This is a genomic window from Citrobacter enshiensis (genome assembly GCF_029338175.1).
GTDB classification, from domain to species: domain Bacteria; phylum Pseudomonadota; class Gammaproteobacteria; order Enterobacterales; family Enterobacteriaceae; genus Citrobacter_D; species Citrobacter_D enshiensis.
Window position 1 is genome coordinate 2,020,911 of record NZ_CP119862.1, and the last position, 15,011, is coordinate 2,035,921.

The 15,011-nt window shown below is 54.5% G+C and carries 7 protein-coding genes and 8 pseudogenes; 14 read left to right on the plus strand and 1 reads right to left on the minus strand.

The window, feature by feature from the left end:
- Positions 1-4: 4 nt before the first annotated feature.
- Positions 5-2,028, plus strand: a pseudogene (gene cheA / locus P2W74_RS09825) (chemotaxis protein CheA).
- A gap of 22 nt (positions 2,029-2,050) precedes the next feature.
- Positions 2,051-2,555 (plus strand): annotated as a pseudogene (gene cheW, locus P2W74_RS09830) (chemotaxis protein CheW).
- Between the two features lie 771 nt (positions 2,556-3,326).
- Here the strand turns inward: cheW and P2W74_RS09835 are convergent.
- Positions 3,327-4,602: pseudogene (locus P2W74_RS09835) on the minus strand (dicarboxylate/amino acid:cation symporter).
- Positions 4,603-5,000: 398 nt separating this feature from the next.
- Between P2W74_RS09835 and tar the strand changes: the two are divergent.
- The 12 genes and pseudogenes from tar (at position 5,001) to P2W74_RS09890 (ending at position 14,955) form a co-directional block, all read left to right on the plus strand.
- Positions 5,001-6,662 carry a methyl-accepting chemotaxis protein II gene (gene tar, locus P2W74_RS09840; protein ID WP_276294816.1) on the plus strand — a complete coding sequence of 554 codons (1,662 nt, stop codon included), beginning with the start codon at positions 5,001-5,003 and terminating at the stop codon, positions 6,660-6,662.
- Between the two features lie 97 nt (positions 6,663-6,759).
- A pseudogene (gene cheR, locus P2W74_RS09845) lies at positions 6,760-7,629 on the plus strand (protein-glutamate O-methyltransferase CheR).
- Positions 7,626-8,682: pseudogene (locus P2W74_RS09850) on the plus strand (protein-glutamate methylesterase/protein-glutamine glutaminase). Before cheR ends, P2W74_RS09850 begins: the two co-directional pseudogenes overlap by 4 nt.
- A gap of 17 nt (positions 8,683-8,699) precedes the next feature.
- Positions 8,700-9,091 (plus strand): annotated as a pseudogene (gene cheY / locus P2W74_RS09855) (chemotaxis response regulator CheY).
- Between the two features lie 10 nt (positions 9,092-9,101).
- The gene (gene cheZ, locus P2W74_RS09860) at positions 9,102-9,749 is read left to right on the plus strand and encodes a protein phosphatase CheZ (RefSeq protein ID WP_276294817.1); all 648 of its coding nucleotides are present in this window, start codon (positions 9,102-9,104) and stop codon (positions 9,747-9,749) included.
- Between the two features lie 267 nt (positions 9,750-10,016).
- Positions 10,017-10,358 carry an AraC family ligand binding domain-containing protein gene (locus P2W74_RS09865; protein ID WP_276294818.1) on the plus strand — a complete coding sequence of 114 codons (342 nt, stop codon included), beginning with the start codon at positions 10,017-10,019 and terminating at the stop codon, positions 10,356-10,358.
- A gap of 23 nt (positions 10,359-10,381) precedes the next feature.
- Positions 10,382-10,873: a helix-turn-helix domain-containing protein gene (locus P2W74_RS09870; RefSeq protein ID WP_276294819.1), complete on the plus strand. Its 492-nt coding sequence runs from the start codon at positions 10,382-10,384 to the stop codon at positions 10,871-10,873.
- A 104-nt stretch (positions 10,874-10,977) separates the two neighbouring features.
- Positions 10,978-11,355, plus strand: coding sequence for an MFS transporter (locus P2W74_RS09875; protein WP_276294820.1), 378 nt, complete (start codon positions 10,978-10,980; stop codon positions 11,353-11,355).
- Positions 11,339-12,121, plus strand: a pseudogene (locus tag P2W74_RS23795) (MFS transporter); the annotation flags it as partial. The gene P2W74_RS09875 and the pseudogene P2W74_RS23795, both read left to right, overlap by 17 nt.
- A 205-nt stretch (positions 12,122-12,326) precedes the next feature.
- Positions 12,327-12,557, plus strand: a pseudogene (locus tag P2W74_RS23800) (hypothetical protein); the annotation flags it as partial.
- A 144-nt stretch (positions 12,558-12,701) separates the two neighbouring features.
- A complete protein-coding gene (locus P2W74_RS09885; RefSeq protein WP_276294822.1) occupies positions 12,702-13,859 on the plus strand; it encodes a family 78 glycoside hydrolase catalytic domain in 1,158 nt (385 codons plus the stop codon).
- The gene (locus P2W74_RS09890) at positions 13,816-14,955 is read left to right on the plus strand and encodes an alpha-L-rhamnosidase-related protein (protein ID WP_276294823.1); all 1,140 of its coding nucleotides are present in this window, start codon (positions 13,816-13,818) and stop codon (positions 14,953-14,955) included. Before P2W74_RS09885 ends, P2W74_RS09890 begins: the two co-directional genes overlap by 44 nt.
- Positions 14,956-15,011 lie beyond the last annotated feature (56 nt).

Genomic DNA, 15,011 nt, shown 5'->3' on the forward strand with positions numbered 1-15,011 from the left:
TAGCGTGAGCATGGATATTAGCGATTTTTATCAGACATTTTTTGATGAAGCTGACGAATTGTTGGCTGACATGGAGCAGCACCTGCTTGATTTGGTGCCTGAGGCCCCGGATTCAGAGCAGCTGAATGCGATTTTTCGTGCGGCGCATTCGATAAAAGGTGGCGCAGGCACGTTTGGTTTTACCGTTTTGCAGGAAACCACCCACTTAATGGAAAACCTGCTGGATGAAGCCCGGCGCGGTGAGATGCAGCTCAATACCGACATTATCAACCTGTTTTTGGAAACGAAAGATATTATGCAGGAACAGCTCGACGCCTATAAAAGCTCTGAACAGCCGGATACCGCAAGCTTCGAATACATCTGCAATGCGTTACGTCAGTTAGCGCTGGAAGCCAAAGGCGAAACAGCGCCTGCCGTCGTGAGCGCCGCCAAACTGAGTGTTGTCGACAGTATGGCGATTCAGGAAGAGACCGCGACGCCGCAGAGTGGCGAAGAGACGCAATTGCGTATTGTGCTTTCTCGTCTGAAAGCCAATGAAGTCGATTTACTGGAAGAAGAACTGGGCAATCTGGCCACATTAACGGATGTCGTCAAAGGGGCCGATAGCCTTTCTGCGACGCTGGACGGCAGCATTGCGGAAGATGACATTGTCGCGGTGCTCTGCTTTGTGATTGAAGCAGACCAGATTGCGTTTGAGCAGGTGACTGTCGCGCACGAAGAGCCGCCTGTGGCCGTCGTGGCGTCGCCACAGACGCCAGCGGTCGTTTCTGCGGTGAAGAGTGCGGCCAGCGAACCGCAGCCCGCGCGCGCGGAACGTGAAAAACCGGCCCGTGCAAGCGAATCGACCAGCATTCGCGTGGCGGTTGAGAAGGTGGATCAACTGATCAACCTGGTGGGCGAACTGGTGATTACCCAGTCGATGCTGGCGCAACGATCCAACGAACTTGACCCGGTGAATCACGGCGATCTCATCACCAGCATGGGTCAGTTACAACGTAACGCCCGCGACCTGCAAGAGTCGGTCATGTCGATTCGTATGATGCCGATGGAGTATGTTTTCAGCCGTTTCCCGCGCCTGGTGTGCGCGATCTGGCAGGCAAACTGAACAAGCAGGTTGAGCTGACGCTGATCGGTAGCTCGACGGAACTGGACAAGAGCCTGATTGAACGCATTATCGATCCCCTGACGCACCTGGTGCGCAACAGTCTCGACCACGGTATTGAGTTACCGGAAAAACGCGCCGAATCTGGCAAAAGTGCGGTCGGGAATCTGATCCTTTCTGCGGAACATCAGGGCGGGAATATCTGCATTGAAGTGACCGACGATGGGGCGGGGCTTAACCGTGAACGCATCCTCGCAAAAGCGATGTCGCAAGGAATGGCGATCCACGAAAACATGACCGATGACGAAGTCGGCATGTTGATTTTTGCCCCAGGCTTCTCGACGGCGGAGCAGGTAACGGATGTGTCTGGCCGTGGCGTCGGCATGGACGTGGTGAAACGTAACATTCAGGAGATGGGCGGCCACGTTGAGATCCAGTCAAAACAGGGCTCCGGCACCACCATTCGCATTTTGTTGCCGCTAACGCTGGCCATCCTCGACGGGATGTCGGTTCGCGTGGCAAATGAAGTTTTCATTTTGCCACTGAATGCGGTGATGGAGTCGCTCCAGCCGCGCGAAGAAGATTTGCATCCGTTGGCGGGCGGCGAACGCGTACTGGAAGTGCGCGGGGAATATTTGCCGCTGGTGGAACTGTGGAAACTGTTCGATGTGGTCGGCGCGAAAACAGAAGCGACCCAGGGCATCGTCGTGATCCTGCAAAGCGCCGGACGACGTTATGCGCTGCTGGTCGACCAGCTTATTGGCCAGCACCAGGTGGTGGTTAAAAACCTGGAGAGCAACTATCGCAAAGTGCCGGGCATTTCGGCCGCAACCATTCTGGGTGACGGCAGCGTCGCGCTGATTGTGGATGTTTCTGCGCTGCAAGGTTTAAACCGCGAACAACGTATGGCGATCACCGCCGCCTGATTGAGTGAGGAAGGAAAGAAATATGACCGGTATGAGTAATGTAACCAAACTGGCCGGCGAGCCGTCAGGCCAGGAATTTCTGGTATTTACGCTGGGAGACGAAGAGTACGGCATCGACATTCTGAAAGTGCAGGAAATTCGCGGCTACGATCAGGTGACACGCATCGCGAACACGCCATCGTTCATCAAAGGGGTGACCAATCTGCGCGGCGTCATTGTGCCGATTGTTGATCTGCGTGTGAAATTTAGCCAGGGCGACGTCGATTATAACGACAATACGGTGGTGATTGTCCTGAATCTGGGGCAACGCGTTGTCGGTATCGTGGTCGATGGCGTGTCTGATGTATTGTCGTTGGCCGCGGATCAAATTCGCCCGGCCCCGGAGTTTGCCGTGACCTTATCGACGGAATACCTGACGGGCCTGGGGGCGCTGTGACGACCGTATGCTGATTTTGGTGAATATCGAGAAATTGCTGAATAGCGATGAGATGGCGTTGCTGGATATCGCGGCCTCTCACGTGGCGTAATGCTGCTCAGTTAAGGAATTATCGAGAACCTGTCACTCTGGTGAAGGGTGACGTTCACCTTATGTCCACTGCTTCTCTGCAATCACCCTACCTGTGAACGTGCAAGGGAGGCTCGCCGCCGCCTCCCTCGCAACCCTGGCTCCCGGCGGGAAAATCGTCGCTTCGCGATATATTCGCCTTATTCCGTCTGCCTGTCGGGTCGGGGTCGAGCCTGCATCCTTGCAGGCCGTCCCCTCCGCCCGCGTCCGTGCGGGCGGACCCGGTCAGCCGTCAACGTCTCATCGATTTTCAGCCGGACCGTGGTGTCGCTTCCGAATTCTGGCTTTCAGTGATTTCCGTTTGGCTGTTTAACCAAAAACTCAGATGGTCAGGTGGGGGAAGGGTCCGGGCCGAAAATTGCCGACGTGTTTCCGTAAGGTCGGGGGGAACCCGCAGGGATGCGGGGTTCAGGGCGCGTTTTACAGGGATGTTACCTCGCGCCCGACCCAGTAGCCTGGAGGAATAAACGGAGGGACAAAATTGCAGGGAGCAATTTTGAACAGTTCCTGAACTGGCCCCGAAGGGGTGAGCCCCAGGGATGGGGGCGAATATTCCGCGAAGCGGCAATTTTCCTGCCGGGAGCCGGGATTGTTAAGGGTGCGGCGATAGCACCCTTAACCCGTTCACGGGACATGAAATGCCAGAGAAGCGAGGAACATAAGGTGAACGGAACCTTGTTCCGGAGTCAAAAATTTCCCAAAAAAAAGCATGACTCCTCAGAGCGTATGACTATCAGGCCTCCACCTGCTCTGTCCCGCTTTCGCGGACATCATCTTCTTCTTCCAGTAACCCTTCGTCCTGCGCCAGCATGGCCGTGGCGATGCCGTTTCCTAACACGTTAATGGCGGAACGCCCCATATCGAGGAAGTGGTCGATACCCATCAGCAGCAGGATCCCGGCAACCGGAATATTAAAGCTCGGGATCGTGGCCGCCAGTACCACCAACGCGGAACGCGGTACGCCCGCGATCCCTTTCGATGCCAGCATCAGCGTCAGCATCAGCACGGTAATCTCGGCGAAAGAGAGATGAATATTGTAGGCTTGCGCGATAAACATCGAGGCAAACGAGCAGTACACCATCGAGCCGACCAGGTTGAAGGAGTAACCAATCGGCAGCACAAACGACACGATGTTGCGCGAACAGCCGAATTTGGTAAGTTGTTCGAGGGTCTTCGGGTAGGCCGCTTCCGAGCTACTGGTCGTGAACGCCACCAGCACAGGGTCCTTCAGCATGCTGAGCAGGCGAAACACCTCTTTTTTCAGCACCAGGTATCCCACCGCTAACAACACCAGGCAGGTCATCAGGATAGCGGCGTAATAGCCGCCAATAAAGGAGGCGTAGTGAAGTAAAATGCCCAGCCCCTCATTGGCGATAACCGATGAAATAGCGGCAAAAATCGCCAGCGGCGCGACGTACATGACGTACCCCGTGACCTTCAGCATAATGTGTGAAACCACGTCCAGCGCGGCAACCAGCGGGGCGTTGAATTTTTCACCCAGTGACGCGCCGCCAATACCGAAAAACAGCGAGAACACGACGATTTGCAAAATTTCATTATCCGCCATCGCCCCTGCAATACTGGTTGGAATAGTATGAGACAAAAAGCCTTTTAAGCTCATGCCGCCCAACCGCAAGACCGGTATCCACCGATTCCGCAGGGATCGCCAGATTTAACCCGCCGCCCGGTTGCTCAATCATCACGATAAAAAGCCCCACCAGAATGGACAGGACGGACGAACTGATAAACCAGATCATGGCTTTCCCCCCCACACGGCCAATGGTGGCGGTTTCTCCCAGACGCATAATCCCTACGGTCAGCGTGCTGAAAACCAGCGGCGCAATCACCATTTTTATCAGTCTGAGGAAGATATCGGTGAGGAGAGTAATGTTGTCAGACCATGCGGCAATCGTTTCCTGGGTGGTGTATGAATGAATCGCCGCCCCCGACAGAATGCCAGCCAGCATGAAGATCACGATAAATAACGTGAGTTTGTTTGCGTTTGCCACTAAAAAGCTCCCAGCTCGATTTAACATTTTGTTTTCAGTGATACATGTATTTTATTTATTTAGAGGCACTGAATTATTCATTACCTAAATTGGAGTAAAGCCGAGGAGGGGATACAACTATTTTTTAGTCTTTATCCATTTTGTTGCGTTCTGCTGGGCGCAATTATGTGATCTTGATCGCATAAAAATGAACGCGACCGCCTGATACATCATTTTTCATTCCGCAACTAAATGTTAATTTTTTGATACTTATGGTGTTTTTATGTCAACGCATCATAAATATGACTCCGGTATGCCGACGCCGGAATCGCGGTAGTCGTTTTTTTCCTTTTCGCAAATGTAAAGTTCTGCCCCGGGGTGCCGATAACGGAGATAACTCGTTTTCAGGAAGGTGCCTTATGTTTAACCGTATCCGCGTTGTCACAATGCTGATGATGGTGCTGGGGGTTTTCGCACTGCTACAGCTTGTTTCCGGTGGTCTGTTGTTTTCTTCATTGCAGCAGAATCAGCAAAGTTTTGTTATTTCTAACGATTTACGCCAGCAGCAGAGTGAACTTACCTCGACATGGGACCTGATGCTGCAGACGCGTATTAACCTGAGTCGCTCTGCCGCGCGCATGATGATGGATGCCAGCAACCAGCAGAGCAGCGCAAAAAGCGATCTGCTGAAGAATGCCAAAAACGTTCTGGCGCAGGCGGCGGAGCATTACAACACGTTCAAAAACATTACGCCTTTGCCTGAAATGGCGGAGGCCAGCGGCAATGTGGATGAGAAGTTCCTGCAATACCATGCAGCGCTGGCAGAACTGATTCAGTTCCTGGAGCGCGGCAACATGGACGCGTACTTTGCCCAACCCACTCAGGGGATGCAAAACGCGCTGGGCGAGGCGCTGGGCAAATATGCCAGCGTCAGCGAGAAACTGTACCGCCAGGCGTTTGACGAAAGCGCCCGTGATTATCACTTTGCGCAATGGCAGCTTGCCATTCTTGCGGTGGTGCTGGTGCTGATTCTGGTGGTTGTCTGGTACGGCATTCGCCATACCTTACTGAACCCACTGGCAAAGGTGATTGGTCACATTCGCGAAATTGCCGGCGGCAATTTGACGAAGACATTAACCGTCGCTGGGCGTAATGAAATTGGCGAGCTGGCAGGCAGCGTTGATCACATGCAGCGTTCGTTAATTGATACGGTGACCCAGGTTCGCGAAGGCTCTGACGCCATTTATTCCGGCACCAGCGAAATCGCCACCGGCAACACCGATCTCTCTTCACGCACCGAGCAACAGGCGTCGGCACTCGAAGAGACCGCCGCCAGCATGGAGCAGCTTACCGCAACGGTGAAACAGAACGCCGACAACGCGCGTCAGGCGTCGCAGCTCGCGCAAAGCGCCTCTGATACGGCGCAGCACGGCGGAAAAGTGGTCGACGGCGTGGTGAAAACGATGCACGAGATTGCCGACAGCTCCAAGAAAATTGCCGACATCATTAGCGTTATTGACGGTATTGCCTTTCAGACCAACATCCTGGCGCTGAACGCCGCCGTGGAAGCAGCTCGTGCCGGAGAGCAGGGGCGTGGGTTCGCGGTGGTCGCTGGCGAAGTGCGCAATTTGGCCAGCCGAAGCGCACAAGCGGCGAAAGAGATTAAAGCGCTGATTGAAGATTCCGTGTCGCGGGTTGATACCGGCTCCGTGCTGGTGGAAAGTGCGGGTGAAACGATGAACGACATCGTCAATGCCGTCACGCGCGTCACCGACATCATGGGGGAAATTGCCTCCGCGTCTGACGAACAGAGCCGCGGTATCGATCAGGTGGCGCTGGCGGTGTCTGAAATGGATCGCGTCACGCAGCAAAACGCCTCGCTGGTACAGGAGTCTGCGGCGGCCGCGGCGGCGCTCGAAGAGCAGGCCAGTCGTTTAAATATGGCCGTCTCGGCATTCCGGCTGGCGTCACGCCCCCCTGCAACAAAACCGCGTGATGCGCATCGCTCAGGCAATACGCCTCACGCCGCACAATCCCGTCCACCGACAACGGAGCCGGACACCCATTGGGAAACATTCTGATGGTCGTTTAAACCTGAAGTGCACGTCGTACCACTATAAGCACCGGCACCGTGATAAGCGGTGTCGGTTGCATCCTGAATGTGATTGAGAAGGCGCTATGACATCATCTCTGCCCACTGGGCAAACGTCATTATTGTTACAGATGACACAGCGCCTCGCGCTGTCTGACGCGCATTTTCGTCGGATATGTCAATTAATCTACCAGCGCGCGGGTATCGTGCTGGCGGACCACAAGCGGGATATGGTCTATAACCGCCTGGTCCGCCGCTTACGTACGCTGGGACTGGACGACTTTGGTCGCTATCTCAGCACGCTGGAGGCCAACCAAAACAGCGCCGAGTGGCAGGCGTTCATTAACGCACTGACCACCAATCTGACCGCTTTCTTTCGTGAAGGTCATCATTTTCCCGTGTTGGCGGAACATGCGCGTCGGCGTAACGGCGAATACCGGTATGGAGCGCGGCGGCCCTCCACCGGAGAGGAGCCTTACAGTATCGCCATCACCCTGGCAGACACGCTTGGCACCGAGTGCCAGGACGCTGGAAAGTGTTTGCCAGTGATATCGACACCGAAGTGCTGGAAAAGGCGAGAAGCGGGATTTATCGCCTCGATGAACTCAAAACGCTATCGCCACAGCAGTTGCAGCGTTACTTCATGCGGGGAACGGGCCCCCACGAAGGACTGGTGCGCGTACGTCAGGAACTGGCTAATTACGTCGAGTTTTCCAGCGTCAATTTACTGGATAAACAGTACAAACGTGCCGGGAACCGTTTGACGCCATATTTGCCGTAACGTGATGATCTATTTTGATAAAACGACGCAGCAGGACATTTTGCGCCGTTTTGTTCCACTCCTTAAACCTGATGGACTGCTGTTTGCCGGTCACTCAGAAAACTTTAGCCACCTCGTGCGCGATTTTAGCCTGCGCGGACAGACGGTGTATGCGCTAAGTAAGGATAAAGCATGAGTAAAATCAGGGTGTTGTCGGTTGATGATTCCGCGCTTATGCGCCAAATCATGACTGAGATTATTAACAGCCATAGCGATATGGAGATGGTGGCGACGGCGCCCGATCCGCTCGTCGCCCGGGATTTAATCAAGAAATATAACCCTGACGTGTTGACGCTGGACGTTCGAAATGCCGCGGATGGGACGGTCTCGATTTCCTTGAGAAATTGATGCGACTGCGCCCAATGCCCGTGGTGATGGTCTCTTCCCTGACCGGAAAAGGCTCCGAAGTGACTCTGCGCGCGCTGGAGCTGGGGGCAATTGATTTTGTGACCAAACCGCAGCTCGGTATTCGTGAAGGCATGCTGGCCTACAGCGAAATGATTGCGGAAAAAGTGCGGACGGCGTCGCGTGCGCGTCTGACCGCACATCAACCGATGGCGGCGCCCTGTCACCCCCTGAAATCCGTGCCGCTACTCAGTTCGGAAAAATTGATCGCCATTGGCGCATCAACCGGGGGAACCGAAGCGATACGCCATGTTCTTCAGCCGCTGCCGCTCTCCAGTCCGGCGGTGATTATCACGCAGCATATGCCGCCTGGATTTACCCGTTCCTTTGCTGAACGCCTGAACAAACTGTGTCAGATAGCCGTGAAAGAAGCGGAACACGGCGAGCGTGTGTTACCCGGACATGCCTATATTGCGCCGGGAGACAAGCACATTGGAGCTGGCGCGTAGCGGAGCAAACTATCAAATCAAAATTCATGAAGGTCCGCCGGTTAACCGACATCGACCTTCAGTGGATGTGTTGTTTCATTCGGTGGCGATTCATGCGGGGCGCAACGCTGTGGGGGTGATCCTCACGGGGATGGGCAACGATGGCGCGGCGGGGATGCTAGCGATGCACCAGGCAGGCGCCTGGACCATTGCGCAAAATGAAGCAAGTTGTGTGGTGTTCGGCATGCCGCGCGAGGCCAATCACATGGGTGGCGTGAGCGAAGTGGTCGATCTCAGCCAGGTAAGCCAGCAGATGCTGGCGAAAAATCAGTGCCGGACAGGCAATACGTATTTGAATCAGGAGCAAATTTTTATGGCGGATAAAGAGCTTAAGTTTTTGGTTGTGGATGACTTTTCCACCATGCGTCGCATTGTGCGCAACCTGCTAAAAGAGCTGGGTTTTAACAACGTCGAAGAGGCCGAGGATGGCGTGGATGCGTTGAACAAACTGCAGGCCGGTGGGTTTGGGTTTGTCATTTCCGACTGGAATATGCCCAATATGGACGGTCTTGAGCTGCTGAAAACAATCCGTGCCGATGGCGGAATGTCCTCGCTGCCGGTATTGATGGGGACGGCGGAAGCCAAGAAATGAGAACATCATTGCTGCGGCTCAGGGCAGGGGCGAGCGGTTACGTGGTGAAACCGTTCACCGCGGCGACGCTGGAAGAGAAACTCAACAAAATCTTTGAGAAACTGGGGATGTGAGGGTGTGACGATGATGCAACCATCAATCAAACCTGCGGATGATCACTCGGCAGGGGATATCATCGCGCGCATCGGCAGTCTGACCCGAATGTTGCGCGACAGCCTGCGGGAACTGGGGCTGGATCAGGCTTATGCCGAAGCCGGCAGAAGCGATTCCGGACTCAGCCGCGATCGTCTGGATTATGTCGTGCAGATGACGGCGCAGGAGGCAGAACGCGCGCTGAACAGCGTTGAAGCGTCTCAGCCGCACCAGGATGAAATGGAGAAAGGGGCGAAAGCGCTATCCCAGCGTTGGGATGCGTGGTTTGAAAACCCGATCGAACTTTCTGACGCCCGTGAACTGGTCACCGATACGCGGAAATACCTTGGCGATGTGCCGGGGCATACCAGTTTTACCAATGCGCAGCTGCTCGACATCATGATGGCGCAGGATTTCCAGGATCTTACCGGTCAGGTGATCAAGCGCATGATGGATGTGATTCAGGAGATCGAGCGTCAACTGCTGATGGTCTTGCTGGAAAACATTCCCGAGCAGGGCGCGCGTCCGAAACGCGAAAATGAAAGCCTGCTGAATGGCCCGCAGGTCGACACCTCGAAGGCAGGCGTTGTCGCCAGCCAGGACCAGGTGGATGATTTGCTCGACAGTCTTGGTTTCTGATCCCCTCCCCAGGATGCGCTTCGCTTGTCTGACCTGCTGCTGTTCAGGTCGGATAGGCGACGCCGCCATCCCACAATACTGCCCTATTTCCTGAAATGACGCTAATGTCACAACGGCTTACGCCTGAGTGACAGTAAGGTATATAGACTTGTCATCACTATTGCGGTTAAATGGTAACCAGCATAACGCAGGACAATATCTGAAGTATGAAACCTTGTTTTTATTAATAGCGGGTAAGACTGATTTTAATAAAGAATAGGAGGGCATATGCGAATTTTACGGGACAGTGATTTCTTTCTCTCTGAACAGCATGCATTATGTCTTTTCTCCATGAATCATCAATTAATGGAGGATGTGCATGGGCATGACTTTGATGAAATTGTCATTGTCCGTAACGGCAGCGGATTTCATATTATTAATGATGCGGTGAGATTTATTTGCCAGGGGGATTTCTTCCTCGTGACAACCAATGACACACACAGTTATATTTCCACCAATAATCTTTCAGTTATTAATGTATTAGTACGCAAGGTGCGTAACTTTCATTTTTTACAATCTATCGATACGCTGGCTGGGCTTATGTTAAGGAAAACCTCCAGCGCAGAATGAGATGACATTATCACCTGCGGTTATTGGCGAAGGGTGGGAGAAGCTGGAGTCAGGAGATCATTTCACACAATGAAAGTGATTATGACGACCTTTACTTTGCGATGCTCGAAGCTTCATTTCTCAATATTATTAATGCGCTGTGCCACTGCGGCCGCCAGCCAGAGCCCCAGACCGTCGAGGAGCGAGGACGGTCTAATCTTATTAAGACGCTAAAGACCTGCGGCCTGCGACATCTCGACTGGAATGCACTGAGCGAGGATAACGGTATTGCCAGTCGGACCTTGTTCCGCTTTATTAAACGCATAACAGGCTATACGCCGGTCAGGTTTCAGATGTTATATCGAATATTAAAAGCGCATGAAATGCTGCGTACGACAGATAACAGTATCAGTGAAATTTCGGTACGTTGTGGCTTTACCAATGCCATTCGTTTTACGGAATCTTATAAGCGTTATTTTAATTATTCACCATCACATGAACGCAAGTTGCAATCGCGAATTCTAACGGTCATCTGATTTCTGGTTAATAACATTATTCAAATAGGGATTTTTGTATCACAGTCAGGGTAAATGAGCGAGTGTATACCTCTCTTTACTTTCTATGAATTTAAGGACCCGATATGTCAAAAAATAAAACACCTAACCCTTGGTATATTGGGGTGGTGTCAGGAATGGCATCGTATATTGACTCCGCGGCAATTGTTTCTAACGGAACGGCACTGGTTATTTATCAAAAAACAATTGGCATCACGGCTCTGGAGATTGGCATTTTATCCGGTTTATTAACCCTGAGTATTGCCGCCGGGGCATTTTGCGGCGGCCGTCTTGGTGACCGCATCGGGCGACGCAATGTATTTATCACCACTATGGCGATGATCTTACTGGGATCGCTGGCACTCGCTTTCGGCCTCAGTTTTCCGTTTCTGGTACTGGGCACGCTGTTCATTGGTTTGGCGACCGGCGCGGATTTACCGGTTTCGCGTGGCGACGATTTCTGAAGCCGCTGATGACCAGAATCGTGGCAAAATTATCGGTCTCTCCAATTTGCTCTGGTTGGTGGGGATTGGCGCGACCATGGGCGTTTCCGCCCTCGTGGGGGACTGGGGCAAGATTGGCGCGCAAATCATGTATATGCATGTTGGTCTGGTGGCGCTGGTGCTGATGAGCCTACGTTGGTCTATCCCGGAATCTCCGCTGTGGCTGGTGGCGTGTGATGAACTGCGCCGGGGCGTGGCGACGGTGCGGGCGCAAAAAAATGGCTGGCGCGACCTGCTCGAGCGCAAGTACCTGTGGCCGTTTCTCTCACTGTGCGCCTTTTACACCTTCACTAATCTCGCGGCCAACACCGGCGGGCAGTTCTGGTACCTACCGTTGCCCGTCAACGTGGTCGGGATTTCGGTCAGCACCAACTCGCTGTGGGGCTTGCTGATTTTGCCGGTCAGCGTGGGGTCAGGGCTTATTTTTATGCGCATTGTCGACACCGCTAAGCGCATTCCGTTTTTTGTCTTCGGGGCGGTGATGATGTCCGTCGGTTACTTCGCGCCGGTGGTCCTGAACTTCTCTCCGCTCTCCTGGTTCTGTTGTCTGCTGTTTACCAATATCGGGACCGGCTTTGCTTTTGAAGGGATCATGAAAGTGTGGGCGCAGGAGTCGTTTCCTACCATGTTGCGCGCCACCGCGCAGGGCGTCATCGTCGGGGTGGCCCGGCTGACCTGCGGGCTGTTGGCTCTCGTGACGCCAGTGCTGCTCAGTGCAGGGCCGATGGTGCTCTACTGCCTGCTGACGACGATTGTGGTCGTCGGGATGGTGATTGGCTGGCTCTGTTTCCACGGCAAACAGCGCAACGAGTTTAATGACGAAGCGGAGATTGTCTCCCATCAGCCAGCCCGCGATGCACGGTGTGGTGAATACGCACGGTTAATCATTGAGGGAATAACGATGTTAGCGGTAGAAAGAATCACATTAGATTATGAGTCAACCTTGTCCGGCTGCGAAACGTTGCCGGTGCTGGGCTGGATTATCGCAAGCGCACAGCGCAACGTCGAACAGACGCAGTGGCGCGTGCAGATTGCGCAGTGCGCTGACTTCGCCACGCTGTGTTACGACAGTGGCGAGGTGCAAAGCGAGGAGTCGAACAATACTCGTGCTCCCCGCGATGCCGCTGATGTCCTCGGCATTTTACTTCGTGCGGGTGAAAATCCGCGACAACCAGGGGGAGCGGAGCGACTGGAGTCCGGTGGCGCGCTTTCTTACCGGCTTGCCCGCCGCGCAGTGGCAGGCTGCCTTTATCTCGGCGGAAACGCCTGCCGACAAAGACAAATCAAAAGGAACCTTGCTGCGTCGTGTGTTTTCCCTGCCACCTGCGCAGGCGATTGTCTCTGCGGTTATCCATACCAGCGCGCTGGGACTTTATCAGCTCTATCTCAACGGCCAGCGGGTGGGCCAGGATGAACTGGCACCGGGCTGGACCAGCTATCATCACCACCTGTGCTATCAGACCTACGATGTCACGGCGCTGGTGAAATCCGGCGCTAACGCGTTGGGCGCGATGGTTGGGGCAGGCTGGTATAAAGGCGACATGAGCTTTAACCGCTATCGCAACTATTACGGCGATCAAACCGCGTATATCGGCCAACTGGTGGTGCGCTACTGCGATGGACAGGAAGTGATTATCGCCACCGATGCGCAGTGGCAGGCGTCGGATGCGCCGGTACTCTTTTCTGAGTTCTATGATGGCGAAATCTACGACGCCCGCCAGGAACAGCCGGGCTGGGATCGGGAGGGGTTTGACGCCAGCCAGTGGCATGCCGTAAGTGTTGTGGCGGCGGACAAATCCGTACTCACGCCGCAAACCACCTGCGCGGTGAAGGCCATTGAGCGCCTGGCGCCGCTTGCTATTTTCACTACTCCTCAGGGCGACACGGTGCTGGATTTTGGTCAAAATATGAGTGGCTGGGTCGATTTCACCGTCTGTGGCGAGCGCGGGCAGAAAGTGGTTCTTCGCCATTTCGAGGTGTTAGACGCGGCAGGGAATGTTTATCTCGATAACCTGCGAACGGCGAAGCAGTGCGTGGAATACACCCTGCGCGGCGGCGAGCCGGAACAGTATCATCCGCATTTTACCTTTCAGGGATTTCGCTACGTGTGCGTCGATGCGTGGCCGGGAACGCCGACGTTGGCTGATTTCAGCGCTCTGGTACTCCACTCGGCGATGGCCCCGACCGGGTCGCTGGAGACCTCGCGGGAGGATCTTAACCAACTGCATCACAATATCCTTTGGGGGCTGAAAGGAAACTTTGTCGATGTCCCGACCGATTGCCCGCAGCGCGACGAGCGTCTGGGGTGGACGGGCGATGCGCAGATTTTCTGTCGCACCGCCAGCTACCTGATGCAGACGCGTAATTTTTTCGCCAAATGGCTGCTCGACCTTAAATACGATCAAAACGCAGGAGGGCGGGGTGCCGCACGTGGTGCCCGATATCCTGACTGGAAAATGCGATAACGACCGCTTTCTGTCGCACGGGCGGACTCACTCCGCCGCCGCGTGGGCTGATGCGGCGGTGATTAACCCGTGGACGCTTTACCTGATGTATGGCGATAAAGCGATTCTACGCCAGCAGTACGACAGCATGAAATCCTGGGTCGATTTTATGCGCGCGCATGCGGTTGACCATATGTGGAGCTACCGTTTGCAGTTTGGCGACTGGGTGGCGCTGGATGCTAAAGAGGGGAGCTATTTTGGCGCGACGCCGAATGAACTGACCTGCATGGCCTACTATGCGTACTCCACCCGACTCTTCGCCCGTGCGGCGCAGGTTTTGGGCAATGATACTGACTACGCGGAATATACCGCGTTGCATGCAGCGATTGTCGAACGCTTTCAGCAGGAGTTTTTCACCCCGACCGGGCGTCTGGCGGTCCGCACGCAGACGGCGCATATTCTTGCGCTCTATTTTGACCTGGTTCCGGAAGCGTTCCGTCAACGGACGGTGCAGACGCTGCTGCAACTGCTGGAGGAAAACGACGGGCACCTGGTGACGGGGTTTGTCGGCACACCGTATTTCTGCCACGCTCTGAGCGAAAATGGCCAGCCGCAGGCGGCCTGGCAACTGCTGCTGAAAGAGGATTTCCCTTCCTGGCTCTATCAGGTTCACGCTGGAGCAACCACCATCTGGGAGCACTGGGACGGGATTAAGCCTGATGGCTCAATGTGGAGTCCGGCGATGAACTCTTTCAACCATTACGCCTATGGTGCCATTGGTGAGTGGCTGTACCGCGCGGCAGCGGGGATTAACCCGGATGAACGCGCGCCGGGCTTTAAGCGTATTCACTTGCGACCTTTGCCGGGCGGCGATTTGCGCTGGCTGAAAGCCTCTTATCAGTCTAACTATGGCGAGATTGGTGTTCACTGGCAGCGTGACGGCGATAAAACCCTCACCCTGTCCGTCATCATCCCGCCGAACACGCAAGCTGATGTGGTACTGGATGGGGCGCGGGATATCCTGCATGACGATGGCGTCCCCCTGACATCCTGCCCTGGTGGTTTGCGTGCAACGCTGGGCTCTGGGCGTTACACCTTTACTTATCTGCCTGCATAAATTCTGCGGCGTATGCAGGGTATTTCCTGCGTGTTACGCCGCTTTTCCCTCAATTC

Bases quoted from the DNA above. Each gene is read 5' to 3' on its own strand.
- tar (WP_276294816.1), top strand. From the start codon at position 5,001: ATGTTTAACCGTATCCGCGTTGTCACAATGCTGATGATGGTGCTGGGG.
- cheZ (WP_276294817.1), top strand. From the start codon at position 9,102: ATGATGCAACCATCAATCAAACCTGCGGATGATCACTCGGCAGGGGAT.
- P2W74_RS09865 (WP_276294818.1), top strand. From the start codon at position 10,017: ATGCGAATTTTACGGGACAGTGATTTCTTTCTCTCTGAACAGCATGCA.
- P2W74_RS09875 (WP_276294820.1), top strand. From the start codon at position 10,978: ATGTCAAAAAATAAAACACCTAACCCTTGGTATATTGGGGTGGTGTCA.